Annotated in this window: 18 protein-coding genes; 11 read left to right on the top strand and 7 right to left on the bottom strand. The window is 72.1% G+C overall.

Annotated elements, in window-relative coordinates:
• Positions 1-6 precede the first annotated feature (6 nt).
• Positions 7-1,743: a GMC oxidoreductase gene (locus tag LX83_RS02365; RefSeq protein ID WP_253766436.1), complete on the bottom strand. Its 1,737-nt coding sequence runs from the start codon at positions 1,741-1,743 to the stop codon at positions 7-9.
• A gap of 180 nt (positions 1,744-1,923) precedes the next feature.
• On the opposite strand from LX83_RS02365, the gene LX83_RS02360 reads away from it, so the two are divergent.
• From LX83_RS02360 to LX83_RS02335, 6 genes are all read left to right on the top strand, one after another.
• Positions 1,924-2,844: a LysR family transcriptional regulator gene (locus LX83_RS02360; RefSeq protein ID WP_253766434.1), complete on the top strand. Its 921-nt coding sequence runs from the start codon at positions 1,924-1,926 to the stop codon at positions 2,842-2,844.
• Positions 2,845-2,943: 99 nt separating this feature from the next.
• A complete protein-coding gene (locus LX83_RS02355) occupies positions 2,944-4,098 on the top strand; it encodes a CaiB/BaiF CoA transferase family protein (protein ID WP_253766432.1) in 1,155 nt (384 codons plus the stop codon).
• Positions 4,095-4,859 (top strand): crotonase/enoyl-CoA hydratase family protein, encoded by a 765-nt coding sequence (locus LX83_RS02350; protein WP_253766430.1) that lies wholly within the window; start codon positions 4,095-4,097, stop codon positions 4,857-4,859. The genes LX83_RS02355 and LX83_RS02350 overlap by 4 nt, the downstream gene beginning before the upstream one ends.
• Entirely contained in the window at positions 4,856-5,599 is a 744-nt protein-coding gene (locus LX83_RS02345) for an acetoacetate decarboxylase (protein ID WP_253766428.1), read from the top strand. The genes LX83_RS02350 and LX83_RS02345 overlap by 4 nt, the downstream gene beginning before the upstream one ends.
• The gene (locus LX83_RS02340; protein WP_253766426.1) at positions 5,596-6,624 is read left to right on the top strand and encodes a 3-hydroxyacyl-CoA dehydrogenase NAD-binding domain-containing protein; all 1,029 of its coding nucleotides are present in this window, start codon (positions 5,596-5,598) and stop codon (positions 6,622-6,624) included. Before LX83_RS02345 ends, LX83_RS02340 begins: the two co-directional genes overlap by 4 nt.
• A complete protein-coding gene (locus tag LX83_RS02335; protein ID WP_253766423.1) occupies positions 6,621-7,814 on the top strand; it encodes an acyl-CoA dehydrogenase family protein in 1,194 nt (397 codons plus the stop codon). The genes LX83_RS02340 and LX83_RS02335 overlap by 4 nt, the downstream gene beginning before the upstream one ends.
• 94 nt (positions 7,815-7,908) lie before the next feature.
• Here LX83_RS02335 and pepE read toward each other — a convergent pair whose 3' ends face one another.
• Together pepE and LX83_RS02325 are read right to left on the bottom strand one after the other, a co-directional pair.
• Complete coding sequence (gene pepE / locus LX83_RS02330) at positions 7,909-8,634, bottom strand: dipeptidase PepE (RefSeq protein ID WP_253766421.1); 726 nt, start codon at positions 8,632-8,634, stop codon at positions 7,909-7,911.
• Between the two features lie 62 nt (positions 8,635-8,696).
• A complete protein-coding gene (locus LX83_RS02325; RefSeq protein WP_253766419.1) occupies positions 8,697-9,524 on the bottom strand; it encodes an IclR family transcriptional regulator in 828 nt (275 codons plus the stop codon).
• Between the two features lie 131 nt (positions 9,525-9,655).
• Between LX83_RS02325 and LX83_RS02320 the strand changes: the two genes are divergently transcribed.
• From LX83_RS02320 to LX83_RS02310, 3 genes are all read left to right on the top strand, one after another.
• On the top strand, positions 9,656-10,600 hold the full coding sequence (locus LX83_RS02320) for a DUF1177 domain-containing protein (protein ID WP_253766417.1): 945 nt from the start codon (positions 9,656-9,658) through the stop codon (positions 10,598-10,600).
• A gap of 104 nt (positions 10,601-10,704) precedes the next feature.
• Positions 10,705-12,387, top strand: a complete 1,683-nt coding sequence (locus LX83_RS02315; protein ID WP_253766415.1) for an OPT/YSL family transporter — start codon at positions 10,705-10,707, stop codon at positions 12,385-12,387.
• An 18-nt stretch (positions 12,388-12,405) separates the two neighbouring features.
• The gene (locus LX83_RS02310; RefSeq protein WP_253766413.1) at positions 12,406-13,131 is read left to right on the top strand and encodes an AroM family protein; all 726 of its coding nucleotides are present in this window, start codon (positions 12,406-12,408) and stop codon (positions 13,129-13,131) included.
• A 20-nt stretch (positions 13,132-13,151) separates the two neighbouring features.
• On the opposite strand, the gene LX83_RS02305 is transcribed toward LX83_RS02310, so the two are convergent.
• Genes LX83_RS02305 through LX83_RS02290 form a run of 4 tightly spaced genes read right to left on the bottom strand, consistent with a single transcriptional unit; the run spans position 13,152 to position 16,846 of the window.
• Positions 13,152-14,027 (bottom strand): TauD/TfdA dioxygenase family protein, encoded by an 876-nt coding sequence (locus LX83_RS02305; protein ID WP_253766411.1) that lies wholly within the window; start codon positions 14,025-14,027, stop codon positions 13,152-13,154.
• 17 nt (positions 14,028-14,044) lie between these two features.
• Positions 14,045-14,872 carry an ABC transporter ATP-binding protein gene (locus LX83_RS02300; RefSeq protein ID WP_253766408.1) on the bottom strand — a complete coding sequence of 276 codons (828 nt, stop codon included), beginning with the start codon at positions 14,870-14,872 and terminating at the stop codon, positions 14,045-14,047.
• Positions 14,862-15,908, bottom strand: coding sequence for a taurine ABC transporter substrate-binding protein (locus LX83_RS02295; RefSeq protein ID WP_253766406.1), 1,047 nt, complete (start codon positions 15,906-15,908; stop codon positions 14,862-14,864). Before LX83_RS02295 ends, LX83_RS02300 begins: the two co-directional genes overlap by 11 nt.
• A gap of 56 nt (positions 15,909-15,964) precedes the next feature.
• Positions 15,965-16,846, bottom strand: a complete 882-nt coding sequence (locus tag LX83_RS02290) for an ABC transporter permease (RefSeq protein WP_253766404.1) — start codon at positions 16,844-16,846, stop codon at positions 15,965-15,967.
• A gap of 361 nt (positions 16,847-17,207) precedes the next feature.
• On the opposite strand from LX83_RS02290, the gene LX83_RS02285 reads away from it, so the two are divergent.
• Positions 17,208-18,077, top strand: coding sequence for an ABC transporter permease (locus LX83_RS02285; RefSeq protein ID WP_253766402.1), 870 nt, complete (start codon positions 17,208-17,210; stop codon positions 18,075-18,077).
• Positions 18,077-19,072, top strand: a complete 996-nt coding sequence (locus LX83_RS02280; protein WP_253766400.1) for an ABC transporter permease — start codon at positions 18,077-18,079, stop codon at positions 19,070-19,072. The genes LX83_RS02285 and LX83_RS02280 overlap by 1 nt, the downstream gene beginning before the upstream one ends.
• Positions 19,073-19,100 lie beyond the last annotated feature (28 nt).

Raw genomic sequence — 19,100 nt, 5'->3', positions numbered from 1 at the left:
GCTGGCCTAGAACACCGCGCCCACGTCCCTGGTGAGCACGTCGTCCATGGCGCGCTCGGCCAGTGCGGCGATCGTCCACGCGGGATTGCACGCGCCGGTCGAGCCGGGCAGCAGCGAACCGTCCACAACGTACAGTCCGGGGTGGTCGTGCACGCGGCCCCGGTCGTCGCACACCGCGCCGATCACGGCCCCGCCGAGCGGGTGGAAGGTGACCGGGTCCAGCCCGGAGTAGTCGATCAGCCCGGCCGGGGCGGCCGCGGCCAGGCCGAGCAGGCCGCCGAGTGGCCCGAGCACCGAGGAGCCACCGGGCAGCCTGGCCAGTGCCTGGGCCAGTCCGCCCGCGGCGAGGTCGAGCAGCCCGGTCAGTTCCGCGCCGATCACGCCGACCGGCCCGCCCGTCCGGCTGACCAGCTGGCGCAGCACCGCGCGCACGCCCTGCTGGGCGGCCCGGTCGCTGCCGGCCGGCCAGTGCAGCGTGACCCGGTCGGTGACCGGGGAGTACTCGAACCGGCCGCGCGGCTCGGCCAGACCGAAGCCGGGCACGGCCATGGCGTGCGCGTCGATCGGGAACGGCGCCGGGCCGTGCTGGATGACCACCGGGCCGTCCGGGGTGTTCCAGTCCACAACGGCCACGCAGATGGGGCCGCCCTGGTGGGCGCCGGTCGGTTCGGGCACCAACGCGCGGAAGTAGATCTGGTCGCCGTTGTTGCCCCAGTGCCGGCCGACGTCCTCGGGCAGCCCGGGCAGCGCACCGGTGTCGCGGGCGCGCACCAACAGCCGGGTGGTGCCCATCGAGCCCGCGGCCAGGAACACCGCGTCCGCGGTGAGTTCGCGGTGCAGCAGCACCTCGCCGTCCTCGTTGATCTGGTCGCAGCGCACCACGTAACGCCCCTGGCCGTCCCGGCCGAGGCCGGTGACCACGTGCAGCGGCCGCACCTCCACCCGGCCGCTGGCCTCGGCCCAGGCCAGGTAGTTGCGGTCCACCGAGGGGCGGGCGCCGCCGTTGAGCCCGTTGAGGTACTCGCCGACCGACGCCGCCGGCCTGGCCCTGCCCTGCAACTCCGCGCGCACCAGGTTCCAGTCGACCGCCACGGTCAGCCGCTGCGTGGGCAGCCCGGCCCGGGCGGCCTGGTCCAGGAACAGCCGCGACGACCAGTAGCGCTCGTGCGCGAGCACGTCGTCGGGAATGGTGCCGATGCCGATCCGGCCCGCCACCCGGGGGTAGTGCACCCGGTCCAGCTCGTCGAAGTCCACCGAGGCCGGCACCACCCTGGTGAACACCTCGCGCGGCGGCCGGATCATCACGCCGCCGTAGACCAGCGACCCGCCACCCACCCCGGCCCCGCAGATCACGCTGATGTTGTGGCCGACCACCTTCTCGAACAACCCGACGTAGGGCCGGTAGAGCACGGGCGGCTGGCCCGGGTACACCGGGTGGGGGGTGAGCCAGGACGAGCGCCGGTCGGGACGCAGCACGGGCGGGAAGGTGTCCCCGTCCGGGGTGACCGGCCAGCGCCGACCCCGTTCCAGCACCACGGCCGGTACCCCGGCCTCGGCGAGCCGGAACGCCGTGACCGCACCGCCGAAACCGGTGCCGACCACCACCGCCCGGTGCCGCTCGCGCACGGTGTCCACTGTGGATCGTCCGGTCGCGGCAGCGGTCGCGGGAGCGGCCGTGCCCACCGCCGCCGCCGCTGCCGTTGCCGTGCCGAGAAACCCGCGTCGACTGATCAGCGTCGCCATGTCGCTCTCCCCGCCCCAGGAGTCGAAGGCCGGTGACCACCACACCCTGCGCGCACGGTGATCACTCGTGTTCGGATCGTCACTGCTTCGGAAGGTACTCGGGTGGGCCGGGGTTTTCGACCCGAGCGGGGCCGGCCGGCTGGACTCGCTGTTCGCGCAGGCTGTCCCTACGGTGGCGGAGTGGAGATGTACCACCTGCGCTACTTCGTGACCGTGGCCGAGGAGCTGAACTTCTCCCAGGCGGCCCGCAAACTGCACATGGCCGCCTCTCCGCTCAGCCAGCGCATCAAGAACCTCGAACACGAACTCGGCCAGCAGTTGTTCCGGCGCAGCACCCACCGGGTGGAGCTGACCGAGGCGGGCGCGGCGCTGCTGCCGATCGCCCGGGACGTGCTCGAACGGTTCAACGCGATTCCGTGGCGGCTGCGCGAGGCGGTCGGGCCGCAGCGGCGCACGGTGCTGGTGGGGGTGCCGGCCGCACTGCACCCGGACCTGCGGGCCCGGTTGCAGGAGCTGGAGGAGCGCTGCCGGGACAGCTACGACCTGAAGCGGTGGCCGGGCACCACCGGTGACCTGGTGACCGAGGTGCACGACGGGCGGCTGGGGCTGGCGCTGGTGCGCCTGCCGGTGGCCGACCCGGCGCTGCACGTCGCCGAGGTGCTGACCGAGCCGCTGGGCGCGGTGCTGCCCGCCGGCCAGTTCGCCGGCCGCGCGTCGGTGCGCCTGGCGGACCTGGCCGACATGGCCTACGTGCCCGGGCCGGGCGACAGCCTGCCCGCCTCGTTCGACAAGATCGACACCGAATTGCGCGAGGCCGGTGTCCGGAAACGGGTGAAAATGCCCAGGACCGATTACGCGGGCGTCGCCGAAATGGTGTCCAGCGGGTTGGGATTCTCCATCTCCATGCTTGATCCGGAAAGTCCGATACACCGGTACAGCCTGGGTGACATCGTTGTTCTTCCCTTTGACGACTTTGCTCCGCAGCTGGTCACCGGCTTGATCTGGCGGCGCGACCGGGCCAGGGAGGGCGCTGAGCTGCACCGGCTCATCGAGCAGGCGAGTGCGGTGTTCGGGATCGAGTCGGACATTTCGCCGGTGTGACCGCCGTGGTCATACCGGTGTTCGTCAACTGATCATTCCTCTTCCCCGTATTCGCTCCTACCGTCGAATTGGAAGCGAGAACGAATGCGAGGAGCAGTGATGAGCGGTCCACTCGACGGTGTCCGGATCATCGACCTGTCCACGGTGGTGATGGGGCCGTACGCGGCGCAGATCCTCGGCGACCTCGGGGCGGACGTGATCCGGATCGAGGCCCCGGGCGACTCGGCGCGGGTCGGCACCTACCGCACCACGCCGGGGATGACCGCGCTGGCCATGGCGGTCAACCGCAACAAGCGCAGCGTGGCGTTGAACCTCAAGGACGAGCACCAGCGCGAGCAGGCGCTCCGGCTCATCGACACGGCCGACGCGCTGATCACCAACATGCGGCCGGCCGCGCTGGCCCGGCTGGGGCTGACCCACGCCGACCTCGCCGAGCGCAACCCCCGGCTGGTCTACGCGCACGCCCAGGGCTTCCGCAGCGACTCGGACCGGGCCGGCAACGCCGCCTACGACGAGACCGTCCAGGCCGCGTCCGGCCTGGTGGACCTGGCCAACCGGGCCATCGGCAAGCCGGTGTACCTGCCCACGATCCTCGGCGACAAGGTCTCCGCGCTGACCATCGTCTACACGGTGCTCGCCGCGCTGCTGCACCAGCGCGCCACCGGCCAGGGCCAGCTCGTCGAGATCCCGATGACCGACACGCTGATCGCGTTCAACCTGGTGGAACACCTGGCCGGGCACACCTTCGAGCCGCCGACCGGGCCCACCGGGTTCACCCTGTCCATGGCCAGGGGACACCGGGCGGTGCCCACCAAGGACGGGCTGGCCTGTGTCATCCCCTACAACCCGCAGAACTTCCGGGACTTCTTCGCCGCGGCCGGCCGGCCCGACCTGGCCGAGGACCCCAGGGTCAACGGGGAGTTCATCGACACCGCCAGGGACGCCGAGGCGCTGCAGGAGCTGATCGAGCAGTGCTCGCCGAACCTGACCACCGAGGAGTGGGCCGAGGTGTGCGCCAAGCACAGCATCCCGATGGCGCCGGTGCTGGAACTCGACCACGCGGACGAGGACCCCTACGTGCGGCAGGGCGGCCTGATCAGGCTGGTCGAGCACCCGACCGAGGGCCCGGTCCGAACCGTGGGCATCCCCTACCGGTTCTCCGCCACCCCGGCCTCGATCCGCGGCCTGGCGGCCGTGCCCGGCCAGCACACCGACGAGGTGCTGCGCGAACTCGACGAGGAGAACCAGTCATGAGCAACGAGGTGCGGACCGAGGTGTTCGGTCCGGCATTGCTGATCACCATCGACCGCCCGCAGGCCCGCAACGCGGTCAACGCGGCGGTCGCCGAGGGACTGGCCGAGGCGACCGACCGGCTGGACCAGGACCCGGCGCTGCGCGTGGGCGTGCTGACCGGAGCCGGTGGCACGTTCAGCGCGGGCATGGACCTCAAGGCCGCGCTGGCCGGCGAGTCGCCGAACGTGCCCGGCCGGGGCTTCGCCGGCCTGGTCGAGGCCCGGGTCACCAAGCCGCTGGTCGCCGCCGTCGAGGGGTGGGCGCTGGGCGGCGGCTTCGAGCTGGCCCTGGCCTGCGACCTGATCGTGGCCGCCGACGACGCCCGGTTCGGCCTGCCCGAGGTCAAGCGCGGCCTGATCGCCGGTGGGGGCGGGGTGATCCGGCTGCCCAAGCGGATTCCCCACCACCTCGCGATGGAACTGCTGCTCACCGGGGAACCGGTGACCGCGGTGCGGGCCGCGGAACTCGGCCTGGTCAACCGGGTCGCCGCGCCCGGGGAGGCGGTGAGCCTGGCGCTGCGACTGGCCGACCAGCTCGCGGTCAACGCGCCGCTGGCGCTGGCCGCGGTGAAGCGGGTGGTCCACGCCAGCGACGGCGTGCCCGAGGCGGAGGCGTTCGCCGCGCAGGCCGGGGAACTGACCCGGCTGATGGGTTCCGCCGACGTGCGCGAGGGCATGCAGGCCTTTGCCGAGCGCCGCGACCCGGTCTGGAGGGGCGAATGAGAGCCGACCAGATCGCCCACCGGTTGAGCACCCCGCTGACCAGCCCGGCCTACCCGCCGGTGGTGCCGAGGTTCACCGACCGCGAGTACCTGAACATCGTCTACCGCACCGACGCGGACGCGCTGCGCGCGGTGGTGCCCGAGCCGCTGGAGATCGACGAGCCGCTGGTGCGCTTCGAGGTCATGCGGATGGGTGATGTCACCGGGTACGGCCCGTACACCGAGTGCGGCCAGGCGATCCCGGTGCGCCTCGGCGACCAGCACGGCGAGTACCTGCACGCGATGTACCTGGACAACTTCCCGGCCACCGCGTCCGGCCGGGAGATCAGCGCCTACCCGAAGACCGTGGGCGCGCCCCGGCTCTACGTCGACCACGGGGTGCTGGTCGGCACGCTGGACTACGGCACGCTGCGGGTGGCCACCGCCACCATGGGCTACAAGCACCACGAGTTTGACCTCGCCGAGGCCAGGGCACAGATCAGCGTGCCCACCTTCATGCTCAAGATCGTGCCCGGCTACGACGGCACCCCGCGCGTGGCCGAGCTGGTGCGCACCGAGATCACCGACGTGGTGGTGAAGCAGGCGTGGACCGGGCCGGCCCGGCTGCAGCTGTTCGAGCACGCGCTGGCGCCCCTGGCCGACCTGCCGGTGCGCGAGGTCGTGTCGGCCAGCCACATCCTCACCGATCTCACCCTCGCGCCGGTCACCCCGGTGCACGACTACCTGGAGGAGGCGCGATGAGCGAGCAGGCCACCCCCGCGGCGGGCACCTCTGCGCCGATCACCCCCGCGCCGGTCACCCCCGCGCCGGTCACCACCGCGGCGGTCATCGGCGCCGGCACGATCGGGCTGTCCTGGACGGCCCTGTTCGCCGGGCACGGCCTGACCGTGCGCGTCAGCGACCCCCGGCCGGATCTGGCCGAGGCCGTGGACACCGCGCTGCGCACCTTCGCCCCGCACCTGGGGCTGGACGCCGCCGAACTCGCCGGCCGGGTGCACCTGGCCGGCGACGCGGCCGAGGCCGTGGCCGACGCCGACGTGGTGCAGGAGAACGGGCCGGAGAACCTGGACGTCAAGCGCGCGCTGTTCGCCACCCTGGTCGGGGCGGCCCCGGCGCACGCGCTGCTGCTGAGTTCGTCGTCGGCGATCCCGGCCACGGCGTTCGCCCGCGACCTCGACGACGCCAGCCGAGTCCTGATCGGACACCCGTTCAACCCACCGCACCTGCTGCCCCTGGTCGAGGTGGTGCCGGGCGAGCGGACCGGGGCCGACGCGGTGCGCCGCGCGGTGGCGTTCTACCGGTCGCTGGGCCGCACCCCGGTGGTGGAGCACAAGGAGATGCCGGGCTTCGTCGGCAACCGGCTGCAGCACGCGCTCCAGCGGGAGGCGATGTACCTGGTGCAACAGGGCGTGGTCGACCCGGCCGAGCTGGACGCGATCGTGGTGAACTCGCTGGGCCTGCGCTGGGCGACGGTCGGCCCGTTCCTCGGCGCGCACCTGGGCGGCGGGCCCGGTGGGTACCGGCACATCGCCACCCGGATCGGCCCGTCCATGGCCCAGATCTCGCTGGGCGAGCCGGACACCAGCCCGCAGGCCGCCGAGCGGGTCATCACCGCGGTGGAACAGGCCTACGGCGGGGCCAGTTACGCCGACCTGACCGCGGACCGCGACCGCAAACAGCGCGCCGTGCTGTCCGCTCTGCACGATTCCGCCCAGCACGATTCCGCCCAGCACGATTTTGGGCTGCACGAAGGAGACCAGTCATGACCCAGCCGGACAACCTGCTCACCGCCGACTTCTACGGCTACGAGGCGCTGCTGTCCGAGGAGGAGCGCAAGCTGCTGCTCAAGGCCCGCGACTTCATGCGCACCGAGGTCAAGCCACTGGTCAACGAGTACTGGGCCAGGGGTGAGTTCCCGCGTGAGCTGATCGGCAAGTTCCGCGAGCTGGGCCTGGCTGGCGTGGCCTACGAGGGGTACGGCGACCCGCTGCCGGCCGCCAGCCACCTGCTGACCGGCATGCTGGCCATGGAGTACACCCGCACCGACCCGTCGGTGGCCACCTTCTACGGTGTCCACAACGGACTGGCCATGTACAGCGTCTACTCCGGCGGCGACCAGGAGCAGCGGGACCGCTGGCTGCCGGCGATGGCCGCGATGGACAAGATCGGCGCGTTCGCCATGACCGAGCCGCTGGGCGGGTCCGATGTGGCCGGTGGCATGCGCACCACGGCCGAGCGCGGCGCGGACGGCACCTGGGTGCTCAACGGCGCCAAGAAGTGGATCGGCAACGCCACCTTCGCCGACCTGGTCGTGGTGTGGGCCAGGGACGTGGCCGACAACCACGTCAAGGGATTCGTGGTGGAGCGGGGCACCCCGGGCTTCGAGCCGGTCAAGATCGAGAACAAGGTGGCGTTCCGCATCGTGGAGAACGCCGAGATCACCCTGACCGACGTGCGCGTGCCCGAGGCCAACCGGCTGCAGAACATCAACTCGTTCCGGGACGTGGCCGGAATCCTGCGCGCCACCCGGGGCGGCGTGGCCTGGCAGGCGCTGGGCGTGATGATCGGCGCCTACGAGGCGGCGCTGGCCTACGCCAAGGAGCGCAAGCAGTTCGGCCGCCCCATCGCCAAGTTCCAGCTGGTGCAGGACCTGTTGGTGCGCAGCCTGGGCAACATCACCGCGTGCTGGGGCATGCTGGTGCAGCTGGCCCGGTTGCAGGACAACGGGATCTTCCGCGACGAGCACTCCTCGCTGGCCAAGGCGTTCGTCACCTCGCGGATGCGCGAGGTGGTGGCGTGGAGCCGGGAGATCTTCGGCGGCAACGGGATCGTGCTCGACCACGACGTGGCGCGGTTCTTCGTGGACGCCGAGGCCATCTACTCGTTCGAGGGCACCCGCGAGATGAACACCCTCATCGTGGGCAAGTCCATCACGGGCGAGAGCGCCTTCGTCTGATCTGGACAGTCCGTTGTGGACACACTGGATCTGGCGCCCCCTTCCCGCCGGAACACCCGGGAAGGGGGCGCCTGCCCAACGGCCGGTGCGCGCCTCACGCGCCGGCGTCGTACCGGGTCCGGGTGTCCAGCAGCCAGCTCAGGTCGGTGCCGGTGGCGATCTCGGCCGGCTCCTGGCCGCGGCGGAACAGCCGGGCGCCCGCGGCCGTCCCACCCAGGGTGAGGGTGTCCTCGGCGCGCACCAGCCAGGTGCCCTCGCGCATGCCCAGCACCGGGCCGTCGTTCTCCTCCAGGAACTGCACCAGCCGTTCCTCGCGCGTCTCGCCCATGTGCGTGCTGTCCGGCAGCGGGTCGAGGTAGTGCGGGTTGATCTGGAAGGGCACCAGGCCGACCGCGTCCAGCGACGGCGGCTGCACGATCGGCATGTCGTTGGTGGTCCGCACGGTGGGGCAGGCCACGTTCGTGCCGGCGCTCGATCCGATGTAGACGGTTCCGGCCCGCACCGCGGCGTTGATCGCGGTCACCAGCCCGGTGGCGTGCAACCGCTTGAGCAGGCGGAAGGTGTTGCCGCCGCCGACGAACACCGCCTGCGCCGAGTCGAGCAGGGCGAGCGGGTCGCCCTGGTGCGCGCCGAGCACCTCGACGCCCAGCGGCGCCAGCGCCTCGGCGACCTTGCGGGTGTAGTCGTCGTGGTCGGCCAGCGCGAACGGGACGAACACCAGCCGGCGCACGCCGGACAGGGTGTCGCGCAGCACGTCCGTGGCGTGTTCGAGGTAGCCCCGCCCGGGAGCGGTGGAGTTGGACAGCAGCAGCAGGCGCATCGCAACGGGCCTTTCGCGGTCGTGCACGGCGGTTGGCTGTGCGGGGTCGGGCGGGGAGCAGGTTAACGTCCGCGCGCGGCCGGCCGGGGGCGCGGCGCGAGCACCCTGGTCAGTTCCAGTGCCTCGTCCCGCAGCAGGTCCACCAGCTCGGCGTGACGGTCCCGGGGGATCGCGTGCGCGCACAGGGTGAGGGTGGCCACCGGCTGGTGGCGGATCAGCAGCGGCACGGCCAGCGCGGCCGTGTCCGCGTCGTACTCGCCCTCGGAGTAGGCGTAGCCGGTGGCGCGGGTCACCCGGAACAGCCGGTCCAGCCGGTCCGCGTCCACCGGGGTGGTGTCGGAGAAGCGCGCCATCGGCCGGTCCTGGAACAGGGTGTGCCGCGCCCCGTCCGGCAGCATGGCGAAGTAGGCGCGCGAGGTGGCGCCGGCGTGCGCCGGGTACAGCTCGCCCACGAGCGAGTAGTGCCGCAGCGGGCCGTCCGCACCGTCCACTGTCTCCACACAGCGCATGTGCGTCCCGTCGGGCACGGCCAGTAGCGCGGTGTACCCGGTCTGCTGCGCCAGCCGGGTCAGCGCCGGTCGGGCCAGGGTGGCCAGGCCGCCCTTGCGCTCCCACAGCCAGGCCAGGTGCCACACGGACGGCCCCAGCCGGTAACGGCGGGTGACCGGTTGGGACACCAGGAAACCCCGGTGCGCCAGGGCGGCCAGCAGCCGGTGCGCCACCGACTTGTCCCAGCCGAACTCCTCGGCCAGCTCGGTCACGCCCCATTCCGTGCGATGCTCGTCAAAGGAGAGCAGGACTTCCAGGGCGCGGTCGACGCTCTGCAGTGGACCGGGACCGGCCGCGTCACGTCGGCCGCGCCGGCCTGCCTCCTGGTGCCCGGTGCTCATGACGGGCAGTTTACGGCTTCTCGCTATCAGAGAATTCGTTGTGGACTGCGAGATGCCGGACAACCCTGTCCCACCAACAACCCCAGGTCCCACCAACAACCACCCGAGGCCCACCACGCGGAGGAAGCGCCTTGCTCAAGCACGTTCTCGATGTTGTCGAGCTGCTGGACTCGCCGAACACCAGCGGCGCCGTGCTCGCCGAGCACCTGAAGTCGTTCGCGGGCGCGGACGGCGCGGAGATCACCGTGGAGACGGTGACCGGTGAGCAGGGCCACACCGACTTCGTCACCGTGGTGGTTGCGGGCAGCGCGGGCAAGCGGTCCGGCGGCAGCGCCCCGACCCTGGGCGTGATCGGCCGGCTCGGTGGTGTCGGCGCGCGGCCCGAACTGGTCGGCTACGTGTCCGATGGGGACGGTGCGGCGGCCGCCCTGGCCGTCGCCGCCAAGCTGCTGGACATGCACGCCAAGGGCGACGTGCTGCCCGGTGACGTGATTGTGTCCACCCACGTGTGCGGCTGGGCCCCCACCCAGCCGCACCACCCGGTGCCGTTCATGAACTCGCCGGTGGACATGCGCACCATGAACGAGCACGAGGTCAGCGACGAGATGGACGTGGTGCTGTCCATCGACACCACCAAGGGCAACCGGGTGATCAACCACCGCGGCATCGCGCTCTCACCCACGGTCAAGCAGGGGTGGATCCTGAAGGTCAGCGACGACCTGATCGACGTGGTGGAGACGGTGACCGGGGAGCACGCCCGCACCTACCCGATCACCATGCAGGACATCACCCCGTACGGCAACGGCGTGCAGCACATCAACTCCATCCTGCAGCCGGCGGTGGCCACGTCCGCGCCGGTGGTCGGGCTGGCCATCACCGCCCAGACCGCGGTGGCCGGCTGCGCCACCGGCGCCAGCCACGAGGTGGACATCGCGCTGGCCGCGCGCGTCGCCGTGGAGACGGCCAAGCGACTGGGCGCGGGCAGCCTGCGCTTCCACGACGCCGACGAGTTCGACCGGCTGGTGTCGCTGTACGGGTCGATGACCCAGTTGCAGTCGGCGCCGGAAACCGCCTGATCCCCAGCCGGCCGGGCGGCGGCGACCGCTGACCGCGCCAGCGCCGACACCGCGACACCCGGCAGCCCGACCACCCGGTTCGGGCCGCACCCCTGGAGAGAGTCATGAGTTCCAAGACGGTGGCGAACGCCGTGGGCCAGGGCCCGTCGGACGCGCACCCCAAGGCGTTCGATCCGATCACCCTGGTGCTCACCGCGGTGCTCTCGGTGCTCGGTGCGGTGATCGGGCTGAACCTGGTGACCACGCTGGGCATCTCACCGAACACGTCGGTGATCGGCGCGCTGGTGGCCATGCTGGTCGGCCGGATCTCCTTCGCCGGCCTGTCCAGGATGCGCTCGCGGCACCGGCAGAACCTGGTGCAGTCGGCCGTGTCCGGTGCCACCTTCGCCGCGGCCAACTCGCTGCTCACCCCGATCGCCGTGCCGTTCGCGCTGGGCCGGCCGGAACTGGTGGGGCCGATGCTGCTCGGCGCCACCATCGGGCTGGCCGTGGACGGCTGGGTGCTCTACCGGGTGTTCGACTCCAGGCTGCTGCCGGCCGGCAACGCCTGGCCGCCCGGGGTGGCCGCGGCCGAGACGATCAAGGCCGGGGACAGCGGCGGCCGACGCGCGCTCATCCTGGGCGTCGGCGGTCTGGTGGGCCTGGTGGGCACCCTGCTCAAGCTGCCGATGAGCGCGGCGGGCGTGGCCCTGATCGGCAACATGTGGGCGCTGCTGATGTTCGGGGTGGGCCTGCTCGTCGCCCAGTACGCGCCCACCCTGTTCCACGTGTCACTGTCCACTCTGTACATCCCGCACGGGGTGATGATCGGCGCGGGCGTGGTGGCACTGGGGCAGGCCGTCGTGGTGCTCGCCGGCTGGGGCCGGCGCCGCCAGCAGCGGGCCGCGCGGGTCCGTGACCGTGCGGCCGAGCGTCCTGTCGCGACGGTGGACGACGAGGAGCACACGGTCGACGACCACCGGATGCGCCGCGGCCTCGTTGAGGGCCTGGTGCTGTTCGTGGCCGGCGCGGTCGTGCTGGCGGTGGTCGGCGGGGTCACCGCGCAGATGTCGCCGATCGCCCTGGTCGGCTGGGTGCTGCTGGCCGGGATCGCCGCCCTGGTGCACCAGTTGATCGTCGGCCTGGCCGCCATGCACTCCGGCTGGTTCCCGGCGTTCGCGGTGACCCTGATCTTCCTGATCCTCGGTCTGGTGCTGGGCATCCCCACCGTGCCGCTGGCCCTGCTGGTCGGCTACGCCGCGTCCACCGGACCGGCCTTCGCCGACATGGGCTACGACTTCAAGGCGGGCTGGCTGCTGCGCAGGGACGCCCGGCCGTGGCGCCCCTTCGAGAACGCCGGCCGCCAGCAGCAGTACCTGGCGCAGCTGGTGGGCTTCGCGGTCGCGCTGGTCACCGTCATCCTGACCTGGCGGTCGTTCTTCGGTCAGGGTCTGGTGCCGCCGGTCGCCAAGGTGTACGCCAGCACGATCGTGGCCGGCATCAGCGATCCGTCGGTGCTGGGCAACCTGCTGCTGTGGGCGGTCCCCGGCGCGCTGATCCAGCTGCTCGGCGGTCCGGCGCGGCAGATGGGCGTGCTGCTGGCCACCGGCCTGCTGGTGGCCACCCCGCAGGCGTGCTGGGCGGTGCTTGGCGCCCTGCTGGTCCGCGCCGGCTACGGCTGGTGGCGCCGGCGCTCGGGTGGCCGCACGGCGGGCGAGGACGCGGACACCGATCTCGCCCTGGTCGGCGCCGGCCTGATCGCCGGCGGCTCGGTCGCCGACACCAGTCAGATCCTGCGCGCGAAGTGAGCTGAGGAGGAGGCGTCGATGACCACGCGTCGACCCGTGCTGGGCCTGGTCACCATCGGCCAGGCGCCGCGCGACGACCTGACCCCGGACGTGGTGCCGCTGCTGGCCGGGATCGACCTGGTGCAGCACGGCGCGCTGGACCCGCTGGGCGACCGGCCCACCCCGGACGACCTGGCCGCGCTGGCGCCCGAGCCCGACGAGGCACCGCTGACCTCGCGGCTGCGCGGTGGCGGCGCGGTGGTGCTGGGCCACCGCGCCCTGCTGCCGCTGCTCGCCGACGCGGTCGATCGGTCCGAACAGGACGGTGCCACCGCCACCCTGCTGCTGTGCACCGGCCACTTCGCCGGCCTGCGCGCCAGCCGTCCGCTGCTGGAGGCGGAGAGCCTGGTGCAGCAGGGCGTGCGCGCGCTCGCCGGTGACCGGCCGGTGGGCGTGGTGTGCCCGCTGCCCGACCAGGCCGACGACGTGCGCGCCCGCTGGCAGCACGTGCTGCCCGGCGCGGTGTCCACATCGGTCGCCAGCCCCTACACCGACGGCGCGGACGTGCTCGCGCACGCCGCCACCCAACTCGCCTCGGCCGGCGCGCACCTGCTGGTGCTGGACTGCGTCGGCTACACCGAGCGGATGCGCGCGGTGGCCGCCGAGGCCGCGGGCCGGCCGGTGCTGCTGGCCCGCGCCCTCGCCGTCCGGCTCGCCGCCGAGTTCGCCGTGGCCGGCGCGGGGGTGCGCCGGGTCGGGGTGTGACAGGTCAGGGGTGTGACAGGTCAGGGGTGTGCCGGGGCGGGGCCGACCGGTTCGTCACCGCGGATGGTGATCCGGTGCATGACCCGGCGGTGGTCGCCGTAGTCGTCCACGGCGTAGTGCGCGGTGCTGCGGTTGTCCCAGACCACCACATCACCCTCGTGCCACCGGTGCCGGATGCTGTGCTCCGGTTTGCCGATGGCGGCGAAGAAGACGTCCAGCAGCGCGCGACTCTCCACATCGGACAGACCGATCAGCCGGGTGGTGAACCCGGGGTTGACGAACAGGCTCCTGCGGCCGGTCTCCGGGTGCACCCGCACCACCGGGTGGGTGACCGGCTCCAGGGAGCGGACGGTGGTGCCCTCCCAGGTGTTGCCCTCGCCGTTGCGCCGCTGTTCCAGGTACTCCTGGAAGTCCCGGCGGCCGTCGTGCTCGGCGTGCAGCTGGTCGGCCAGCCGGCGCAGCGGCTCGGACAGCGTCAGGTAGGCCGCCTCCAGGTTGGTCCAGCAGGTGTCGCCGCCCACCGCCGGCAGTGACACGGCTCGCAGCACCGACCCCAGGGGCGGGCGCTTCATGAAGGTCACGTCGGTGTGCCACACCGGGGCCTTGCCACCGTCGGTGCTGTCCAGCACGTAGATCTCCGGGTGGGCGGCGTCCAGGCCGGGCACCACGGGGTGGGACGCGGTGAGTTCGCCGAGCGCGCGGCCGAAGGCGATCTGGCTCTCCGGGGTGAGCCGCTGGCGCGGGAAGATCACCACCTTGTGTTCGAGCAGCGCGGACCTGATGTCCGCGACCAGCGCGGGGGACAGGTCGGCCGCGAGGTCGACGTGGTGGGCTGTGGCGCCGATGCTGGTGGTCAGCGGTTCGAACACCGGGTGGGTGTGTACCGCGAGGGTCATGGCTGGTTTCCCTTCGTTCAGCGGGCCGTGGCGCGCACCGCGGCGGCCACCTCACCGTGCAGTGCCGCGAAGTCGGCGCTGCCGCGCAACTCGTCGGCGGTCACCCCGGTGCGGGGCAGGGGGATCTCCAGGTCGAGGACGACGCGCCCGGGCCGGTCGCTGAGCACCACGACCCGGTTGGCCAGGAAGACCGCCTCGGCCACGCTGTGCGTGACGAAGACCGCCGCCTGGCCGCTGCGCCGGGTCAGCGCCCGGATGTCCTCCTGGAGGCGTTCCCTGGTCAGCGCGTCCAGCGCGGCGAACGGCTCGTCCAGCAGCAGCAGCGCGGGTGCGGTGGCCAGCGCCCTGGCGATGGCCACCCGCTGCTGTTGACCACCGGAGACCTCCCACACCCGGCGCCGCCCCAGCTCCCCGAGACCGACCAGGGCCAGCAGCTGCGCGGTGCGCCGGGGGCGCTCGGCCGCGGGCACGCCGGCCCAGCGCAGGGCGACCGCGATGTTCTGGCGCACCGTGTGCCACGGGAACAGCCGGGGTTGCTGGAAGACCACGCCGACACCGCGTCCGGGCACCGGTGGCCGGCCCGCCAGCCGGACCGTGCCGGAACTGGGTTGGTCGAACCCGGCGACCAGGCGCAGCAGCGTGCTCTTGCCCGAACCAGACGGACCGACAACGGCCACGAACTCGCCGGGGTCGACGCGCAGGTCCAGCGGCCCCAGCGCGGTGACCGCGCGCGCCGCGCGACCGTAGCGCCTGGTCACCCCGCTGATGGCCAGCAACGGCCCGCCGTCCCCGAGCGCGGCGGGCGGGCCGGCTGGTGCGGCGGTGGTGGCGGGTTCAGGAGCCATCGGAGACCTCCGGGACGCGCAGTGCCGCGCGGAAGGTGGCCAGCTCCGGCACGGAGTCGACCTTCTTCTGCTGGAACAGGAACTCGGCGGTGTCCCGCAGCCGGTCCGCCAGCGCGCCCGGCGCGGCGGTGCTGCCGAAGTAGTCGGCGCCGCGCTGCTGGTCCAGGTCGAGGTAGATGTTCTGGTCGAGCTGGGCGAGCGCGTCCGCGCCGCTGATCCCGAGTTGCCGGTGCACCGCCTCGGCGACCACGGCCGGGTCGCGCCCGATCTGGGTGATGGCGTCGTTGGTCGCGGTCAGCCACGCGTCGACGACGTCCGGGTGGCTGGCGATGAAGTCGTTGTGGGCCACGGCGAAGGTCATCGTGGGTTTGCCGGCCTCGGCCAGCCGGGCGCTGTCGATGAGCGTGGTGCCGTCGCGTCGCAGGGTGGACAGGGTCGGGGTCCACACGTACGCGCCGTCGATGTCACCGCGCTGCCAGGCGGCGAGGATGTTCTGCGGTTCCAGGTCGACCAGCGTGACCCCGCCGGGGTCCACCCCGGCCTGGTCGAGCGCGGCGAGCAGGCTGTAGTGGGCGGTGGAGCTGAACGGGGTGGCGATCTTGTGCCCGGTCAGCTCGGCGAGCGCGGTGATGCCGCTGCCGGCGCGGACGACCAGCGCCTCACTGCTCCCGATCACGTTCAACAGCTCGATGACCTGGTACGGGATGCCCAGCGGCGGGCAGATGGCCTGGGCCGTGGGGCTGCTGCCGATCACCGCGATGTCCAGCGCGCCGCTCAGGAAGGCGGTGTTGATGCTGGCGCCGGAGTCGAAGGCGGTCCAGGTGACGGTGTGGCCGGGCAGGGCTCGCTCCAGCGTGCCCTGGTCCTTGACCAGCAGGGTGCTGTCCGCGAAGTTCTGGAAGGCGATGCGCACCGACGTGGTGGACGGTGGTGTGCCTGAGCCGCCGACGCCGCAGGCGGCCAGCGCCGACGCGGACGCGATTCCGCCGAACAGCGTGAGCGCGTCCCGTCGGCTGATTCTGGAGGAGGTGGGCACCGCGTTCCTTTCCGGTTCGTCCTGCTACTGGTCGGGATTTGGCGCGGCGGCGGAATTCAGGCCCGTCCCCGCCACGGGGAAAGCAACCGCCGCACGGCGACGATCAGGGCGTCGATGACCAGTCCGGTGATTCCGATGACGAACAAACCGAGCAGCACCACGGCCGTCTGGTTGTAGCGCTGCGCGTTCAACACCATTCCGCCGATTCCGTCCGCCCCGTTCACCGTTTCGGCCGCCACCACCGAGCTGTAGGCGACGCCGACGGCGAGCCGGACGCCGGTGAGGATCTCGGGTGCGGCGGCGGGCAGCACGACCGACCCGAGCACGTGCCGCCGCCGGGCGCCCAGTGCCCTGGCCGCCTCGACGTACTGGCGGTTCACCCCGCTGACCGCGGCGGCCGTGGCCACGGCCACGGGCGGGAACGCGGCGAGCATCAGCAGGTAGACCTTGGGTTCCTCGTCGATGCCGAACCAGATGACCAGCAGGCTCAGGTACGCCAGCGGGGGCAGCGCCCGCAGGAAGGTGACCAGTGGGGCGACCACCACCCGGACCACCGGGACCAGGCCCATGACCAGCCCGAGCAGGACGCCGATGACGATGCCGTAGCCCGATCCGTACGCCACCCGGCGCAGGCTCACCGCGAGCCGCTGCCACAGCGTGGCTCCGGCGTAGCCGCCCTGGCCGTTGTGCGGGTCGGTGGTGACCAGCAACTGCTCCCACACCCGGGTGGGCGGTGGGACGATCTGTTCCGGCCAGATACGTGCCAGCGCGAGCAATTGCCAGACCGCCAGCAGGGCGAGCACCGCGACCAATCCCAGCAACGGCCCGCCGAACACGCCCGACCAGTGCCGGTAATCGCGGCGGGTGCGTTTTTCGCGCGACCAGCCACGGGCCGGTGCTGCCTCGTCCAACGCGTTTTTCGTGAACTGTGCGGACATACCGGGACTCCGTGTTCGCCGACGGACGCGAATGGCTGGGGAGTGGCGGTCGGGGGAAAGCTGTTTTCTCGCCGACAATCTACGGATGGACCGAATTGCCATCGAGGTGGTCCGGATCGTGGGAACACCGAGCCGGTTCCGCGCCGGGGTCGGCGGGCCCGGCGACAGCCGGTGAGCTGGGCGGCTGTTGCGGATCCCGCAGTCCACATGTTGAGATGACGGGTCTGGTACAGCCGGATCTTGCCTAGGGTGAGCGCGTTTCCGTCCCGTCGACAGCAGGTGACCGTTGTCCGAAACCGCATTACCGCAGCCCAGCGCCCTGGCTGCGCAGAACCGCTCGGTCCCTGCCGCCATCTGGCGGATGCTGCGCACCGACCGGTGGGCGCTGGCCGGAGCGCTCACCATCGCGCTGCTCGGGCTGCTCGCCGTGGGCGCGGACGTGCTGACCGCCATCGAGGGACAGGACCCCTTCAGCTACCACACCGACGCGCTGGACCCGGCGACCGGCGGACCGGCCGGTGTGCTCGGCGGGATCAGCGGCACGCACTGGTTCGGGGTGGAACCGCTGACCGGACGCGACCTGTTCGCCATCGTGGCCCACGGCGCCCGCACCTCGTTCCTGATCGGACTGGCGGCCACCGCGGTGTCGGTGCTGCTCGGCGTGCTGCTCGGGGTCAGCGCCGGCTACCTCGGCGGGTGGTACGACCGCCTGGTCACCTGGACCGCCGACGTGCTGCTGGGCTTTCCCTACCTGGTCTTCATGATCGCGCTGGGCGTGGTGGTGCCGGCGAGCGTGCCGCGCCCGCTGCTGCTGATCGTGGTGATCGGCCTGTTCGGCTGGCCGACGCACGCGCGGATCGTGCGCGCCCAGACGCTCAGCCTCAAGGAGCGCAAGTTCGTGTCCGCCGCGCGCGCGTTCGGCGCCGGCCCGTGGCACGTGTTCACCGTGGAGCTGCTGCCCAACCTGTGGGCGCCGATCACGGTCATGGCCACGCTGTCCATCCCCGGCAAGATCGGGGTGGAGGCGGCCCTGTCCTTCCTGGGCGTCGGCATCCCACCGCCCACCCCGAGCTGGGGCCGCACCATCAGCGACGCCATCGACTGGGTGCGCTCCGACCCGATGTACCTGATCCTGCCCGGCGCCGCGCTGTTCCTCGCCACCTGGGCGTTCAACGTCCTCGGCGACGGGCTGCGCGACGCGCTCGACCCCAGGACGGGGGTGCGTGGCTAGTGCGCGCGCTGCGCTTCGTCGGCATCCGGCTCGTCGGCATGCTGGTGGTCCTGCTCATCGTGGTGTTCTGCACCTACGTGGTGTTCTACCTGGTGCCCACCGACCCGGCCCAGCAGTCCTGCGGCCGGCCGTGCACCCCGCAGAACCTGGCCATCGCCAGGGAGTTCATGGGCTTCGACGTGCCGTGGTGGCAGCAGTTCCTCACCTTCCTCGGCGGCATCGTGGCCGGACGCACGTTCGGCAGCGGCGCCACGGCCATCCACTGCCCGGCCCCGTGCTTCGGCTACTCCTTCCAGCAGAACGCCACCGTGCTCGACCTCATCGGTGAGCGGATCCCGGTCACCTTCTCGCTGGCCCTCGGCGCCGCGCTGCTCTGGCTGGTCATCGGCGTGGCCACCGGCGTGCTGGCCGCGCTGCGGCGCGGCCGCCCACTGGACCGGGCGCTGATGGTCGCCTCGGTCGCCGGTGTGTCCGCGCCGACCTACCTCGTCGGCCTGCTGGGCATCCTGGTGTTCGGGTTCACCCTGGACATGGTCCCGGTCAACGGGTACGTGCCGTTGACCGAGAGCCCGGTGGACTGGGCGTGGCACCTGGTGCTGCCCTGGCTGGTGCTCGCCTTCGTGCACGCGGCCACCTACCTGCGGCTCACCCGCAGCCAGATGCTGGACGCGCTCGGCGAGGACTACATCCGCACCGCGAGGGCCAAGGGGCTGCGGGAGTCCACAGTGGTCGGCAAGCACGCCCTGCGCAACGCGCTGCTGCCGGTGGTCACCCTGTTCGGCATCGAACTGGGTTCGCTGCTGGGCGGTGTGGTGATCACCGAGCGGGTGTTCGGCATGCCCGGGCTGGGCGGCCTGCTCATCGACGCGGTGCACCAGCACGACCTGCCCCTGCTCCTGGGCTGCACGTTGTTCTCCGCCTTCATCGTCGTCCTGGCCAACGTGGTGGTCGACCTCTGCTACGGCGTGCTCGACCCGAGGGCCCGACTCACCTGATCCAGCAGAAACCCAGGCAGCAGAAAGA

The organism is Goodfellowiella coeruleoviolacea (assembly GCF_024171785.1).
Classification (GTDB): Bacteria; Actinomycetota; Actinomycetes; order Mycobacteriales; family Pseudonocardiaceae; genus Goodfellowiella; species Goodfellowiella coeruleoviolacea.
The sequence above is the reverse complement of the archived record's forward strand: the minus strand, read 5'-3'. Positions and strand labels throughout refer to the sequence as shown.